The 5402-nt window shown below is 46.9% G+C and carries 2 tRNA genes and 3 rRNA genes; all 5 read right to left on the bottom strand.

Annotated features, from left to right (window positions below):
* Positions 1-3 precede the first annotated feature (3 nt).
* The 5 genes from rrf to J2Y38_RS24520 all read right to left on the bottom strand — a co-directional run bounded on the left by rrf (position 4) and on the right by J2Y38_RS24520 (position 5230).
* Positions 4-113, bottom strand: a 5S ribosomal RNA gene (gene rrf / locus J2Y38_RS24540).
* A gap of 159 nt (positions 114-272) precedes the next feature.
* Positions 273-3154, bottom strand: a 23S ribosomal RNA gene (locus tag J2Y38_RS24535).
* A 136-nt stretch (positions 3155-3290) separates the two neighbouring features.
* Positions 3291-3364: transfer RNA gene (locus J2Y38_RS24530), tRNA-Ala, on the bottom strand.
* A gap of 154 nt (positions 3365-3518) precedes the next feature.
* Positions 3519-3592: transfer RNA gene (locus J2Y38_RS24525), tRNA-Ile, on the bottom strand.
* 124 nt (positions 3593-3716) lie between these two features.
* Positions 3717-5230: ribosomal RNA gene (locus tag J2Y38_RS24520) — 16S ribosomal RNA — on the bottom strand.
* Together the 16S, 23S and 5S rRNA genes with 2 tRNA genes alongside form the textbook arrangement of a ribosomal RNA operon.
* Positions 5231-5402: the final 172 nt, after the last annotated feature.

Genomic DNA, 5402 nt, shown 5'->3' with positions numbered 1-5402 from the left:
AAAGAAAGGCGACGACATACTCTCCCACAATACTGCAGTACCATCTGCGCAGGCGGGCTTAACTACTCTGTTCGGGATGGGAAGAGGTGAGCCCCGCCGCAATAACCACCTTAAGGTCATTCGCTGCGAGCAGCTTTTAATTATTAATTATCAATTATAAATTGTTAATTATCAATTAAACAATATCTTAACATACTGAGATAAAGAAAAGTAAGTTTTAGTTTTAGAAAGTTCCTTCCCGTCCCGTTTTTCAACGGGACGGGAAAAAGGGTGTACATAAGCTTACGGATTATTAGTACTACTCGACTATGACATTACTGCCTTTACATCTATAGCCTATCAACGTGGTCATCTTCCACGATCCTTAAAAGAAATCTCATCTTGTGGTGGGTTTCGCGCTTATATGCTTTCAGCGCTTATCCCTTCCAAACGTAGCTACTCTGCGGTGCCCCTGGCGGGACAACAGATACACTAGAGGTTTGTCCAATTCGGTCCTCTCGTACTAGAATCAGATCCACTCAAATTTCTAACGCCCACAGTAGATAGAGACCGAACTGTCTCACGACGTTCTGAACCCAGCTCGCGTGCCACTTTAATGGGCGAACAGCCCAACCCTTGGGACCTTCTCCAGCCCCAGGATGTGACGAGCCGACATCGAGGTGCCAAACCCCCCCGTCGATATGAGCTCTTGGGGGAGATCAGCCTGTTATCCCCGGCGTACCTTTTATCCTTTGAGCGATGGCCCTTCCATGCGGAACCACCGGATCACTATGCTCTACTTTCGTACCTGATCGACCTGTATGTCTCTCAGTCAAGCTCCCTTATGCCATTGCACTCTACGCACGGTTACCAAGCGTACTGAGGGAACCTTTAGAAGCCTCCGTTACTCTTTTGGAGGCGACCACCCCAGTCAAACTACCCACCAAGCAATGTCCCCCGCAGCGCGGGGTTAGGCCTCAGATAAACAAAGGGTTGTATTTCAACAATGACTCCACAACGCCTGGCGACGCCGCTTCATAGTCTCCAACCTATCCTACACATCATTTATCCAAGGTCAATACTAAGCTATAGTAAAGGTGCACAGGGTCTTTTCGTCCCACTGCGGGTAAACGGCATCTTCACCGTTACTACAATTTCACCGAGCTCATGGCTGAGACAGTGTCCAGATCGTTACACCATTCGTGCAGGTCGGAACTTACCCGACAAGGAATTTCGCTACCTTAGGACCGTTATAGTTACGGCCGCCGTTTACTGGGGCTTCAATTCAATGCTTCTCCGAAGATAACATCTCCTCTTAACCTTCCAGCACCGGGCAGGTGTCAGGCCCTATACTTCATCTTACGATTTTGCAGAGCCCTGTGTTTTTGATAAACAGTCGCCTGGACCTCTTCACTGCGGCCCCGATTGCTCGGGGCGACCTTTCTCCCGAAGTTACAGGTCTATTTTGCCTAATTCCTTAGCCATGAATCTCTCGAGCACCTTAGGATTCTCTCCTCAACTACCTGTGTCGGTTTACGGTACTGGTACTAATTACCTGAAGTTTAGAGGTTTTTCTTGGAAGCCCTTAGGCGCACTATCTCTTTGTCCGAAGACTCCGAGTACTATCGTATTTCACCACTCTCTACGGATTTGCCTATAGAGCGTATAGCTAGGTACTTTAACGAACTATTCCGTCAGTTCGCGGCGCTTTCATCACTCCGTCACCCCATCACAGTAATTAGTAGTACGGGAATATTAACCCGTTAGCCATCGACTGTCCCTTTCGGGTTCGCCTTAGGACCAGACTAACCCACAGCTGATTAGCATAGCTGTGGAAACCTTAGTTTTTCGGTGTGCGGGTTTCTCGCCCGCATTATCGTTACTTATGCCTACATTTTCTTTTCTAACCAGTCCAGCATACCTTACGATACACCTTCAACCCTGTTAGAATGCTCCCCTACCACTTACAGTAAACTGTAAATCCATAGCTTCGGTAATATGCTTATGCCCGATTATTATCCATGCTCGTCCGCTCGACTAGTGAGCTGTTACGCACTCTTTAAATGAATGGCTGCTTCCAAGCCAACATCCTAGCTGTCTGGGCAGACAAACCTCGTTCTTTCAACTTAGCATATATTTGGGGACCTTAGCTGATGGTCTGGGTTCTTTCCCTCTCGGACTTGGACCTTAGCACCCAAGCCCTCACTGCTGAGAAACATTATATAGCATTCGGAGTTTGTCAGGAATTGGTAGGCGGTGAAGCCCCCGCATCCAATCAGTAGCTCTACCTCTATATAACTTAATTCAGCGCTGCACCTAAATGCATTTCGGGGAGTACGAGCTATTTCCGAGTTTGATTGGCCTTTCACCCCTACCCACAGGTCATCCGAAGACTTTTCAACGTCAACCGGTTCGGACCTCCACTGTGTGTTACCACAGCTTCATCCTGCCCATGGGTAGATCACACGGTTTCGCGTCTAACACTACTGACTAAAGCGCCCTATTCAGACTCGCTTTCGCTGCGGATCCGTGGCTTAACCACTTAACCTCGCCAGCAGCGTTAACTCGTAGGCTCATTATGCAAAAGGCACGCCGTCACCCCACGAAAGGGCTCCGACCGCTTGTAAGCGTATGGTTTCAGGATCTATTTCACTCCGTTATTCACGGTTCTTTTCACCTTTCCCTCACGGTACTGGTTCACTATCGGTCTCTCAGGAGTATTTAGCCTTAGCGGATGGTCCCGCCAAATTCAGACAGGGTTTCACGTGCCCCGCCCTACTCAGGATACCACTATCTATTACATTTATTACCCATACGGGACTATCACCCTCTATGGTGTCACTTTCCAGTAACTTCCGGTTCTGCATGCATAAAATATCGTGGTCCTACAACCCCAGCAATGCCGTAACATCACTGGTTTGGGCTAATCCGCGTTCGCTCGCCACTACTTACGGAATCACTTTTGTTTTCTTCTCCTCCGCCTACTTAGATGTTTCAGTTCAGCGGGTTTGCCCACCTATCGGTGTACTATGTCTTCAACATAGTGGGTTGCCCCATTCGGGTATCTGCGGATCAATCAATGTGTGCTTGTCCCCGCAGCTTTTCGCAGCTTATCACGCCCTTCATCGCCTCTGAGAGCCTAGGCATCCCCCATACGCCCTTATTTTGCTTATTGTACCAATCTTGTTATTTAAAACAAGACCGTTTTTTTTGTCTTTTGTTACGAATAACAAAAAACGCTTTCTACTTTCTTATTATTTTCTTATCTCAATATGTCAATGAACTTTTATTTACTACTTGTAGTAAATCAGTGGAGAATAACGGAGTCGAACCGTTGACCTCCTGCGTGCAAGGCAGGCGCTCTAGCCAGCTGAGCTAATCCCCCATTTTCTTAGTGATGAGTTATTAGTTATGAGTTATGAATTATTGCTCATAAGGTCTCAACCTCTAAAATTTCCTTTTTTTTTAAAGTTTCAGTCTTTTTAATTTGCTTTTTATAATTTACAATTCATAATTTATAATTCACAATTCTTAAAAAGTAGTCCCGGGCAGACTCGAACTGCCGACCCCTACATTATCAGTGTAGTACTCTAACCAGCTGAGCTACGAGACTCTGTTTTACTTAAAAATTTATTATTTGAACTAACAGCAAGAGTAATATAATCTTAGATTTAAAACCATTAGGTTTCGCATCTTTTTTCCTCAACGTGTGTTTCCACTAACATATGAGGCTCTAGAAAGGAGGTGTTCCAGCCGCACCTTCCGGTACGGCTACCTTGTTACGACTTAGCCCTAGTTACCAGTTTTACCCTAGGCAGCTCCTTGCGGTCACCGACTTCAGGCACCCCCAGCTTCCATGGCTTGACGGGCGGTGTGTACAAGGCCCGGGAACGTATTCACCGGATCATGGCTGATATCCGATTACTAGCGATTCCAGCTTCACGGAGTCGAGTTGCAGACTCCGATCCGAACTGTGACCGGTTTTATAGATTCGCTCCTGGTCACCCAGTGGCTGCTCTCTGTACCGGCCATTGTAGCACGTGTGTAGCCCAAGGCGTAAGGGCCGTGATGATTTGACGTCATCCCCACCTTCCTCACAGTTTGCACTGGCAGTCTTGTTAGAGTTCCCGACATGACTCGCTGGCAACTAACAACAGGGGTTGCGCTCGTTATAGGACTTAACCTGACACCTCACGGCACGAGCTGACGACAACCATGCAGCACCTTGTAAATTGTCTTGCGAAAGTTCTGTTTCCAAAACGGTCAATCTACATTTAAGCCTTGGTAAGGTTCCTCGCGTATCATCGAATTAAACCACATGCTCCACCGCTTGTGCGGGCCCCCGTCAATTCCTTTGAGTTTCATTCTTGCGAACGTACTCCCCAGGTGGGATACTTATCACTTTCGCTTAGCCACTGAAATTGCTTCCAACAGCTAGTATCCATCGTTTACGGCGTGGACTACCAGGGTATCTAATCCTGTTCGCTCCCCACGCTTTCGTCCATCAGCGTCAATCCATTAGTAGTAACCTGCCTTCGCAATTGGTATTCCATGTAATATCTAAGCATTTCACCGCTACACTACATATTCTAGTTACTTCCTAATAATTCAAGTTCAGCAGTATCAATGGCCGTTCCACCGTTGAGCGATGGGCTTTCACCACTGACTTACTAAACCGCCTACGGACCCTTTAAACCCAATGATTCCGGATAACGCTTGGATCCTCCGTATTACCGCGGCTGCTGGCACGGAGTTAGCCGATCCTTATTCTTACGATACCGTCAAGCTCCTATACATAGGAGTGTTTCTTCTCGTACAAAAGCAGTTTACAATCCATAGGACCGTCATCCTGCACGCGGCATGGCTGGATCAGGCTTGCGCCCATTGTCCAATATTCCTCACTGCTGCCTCCCGTAGGAGTCTGGTCCGTGTCTCAGTACCAGTGTGGGGGATCTCCCTCTCAGGACCCCTACCCATCGTTGCCTTGGTAAGCCGTTACCTTACCAACTAGCTAATGGGACGCATGCTCATCTTTCACCGTTGTGACTTTAATTACATCTCGATGCCGAGTCGTAATACTATGAGGTATTAATCCAAATTTCTCTGGGCTATCCCTCTGTGAAAGGCAGATTGCATACGCGTTACGCACCCGTGCGCCGGTCTCTAATCCCGAAGAACTATACCCCTCGACTTGCATGTGTTAAGCCTGCCGCTAGCGTTCATCCTGAGCCAGGATCAAACTCTTCATCGTATATTTTAAATATTATTATTCGATGCTTTATCTAGTGGTTCTTTTCAAATCTTACGATTCTATTACTCTTATTCTTTTGTTTTGAAATCTCTTTCAAAACGGCTGTCAATTCAATATGTCTACGAACGTGTCTTATTTTCTTTTTCGCTTGTCTCTCAAAGCGGGTGCAAAA

The organism is Flavobacterium sp. 2755, assembly GCF_031455715.1.
Classification (GTDB): domain Bacteria; phylum Bacteroidota; class Bacteroidia; order Flavobacteriales; family Flavobacteriaceae; genus Flavobacterium.
This window is presented reverse-complemented; position numbering and strand designations above follow the sequence as displayed.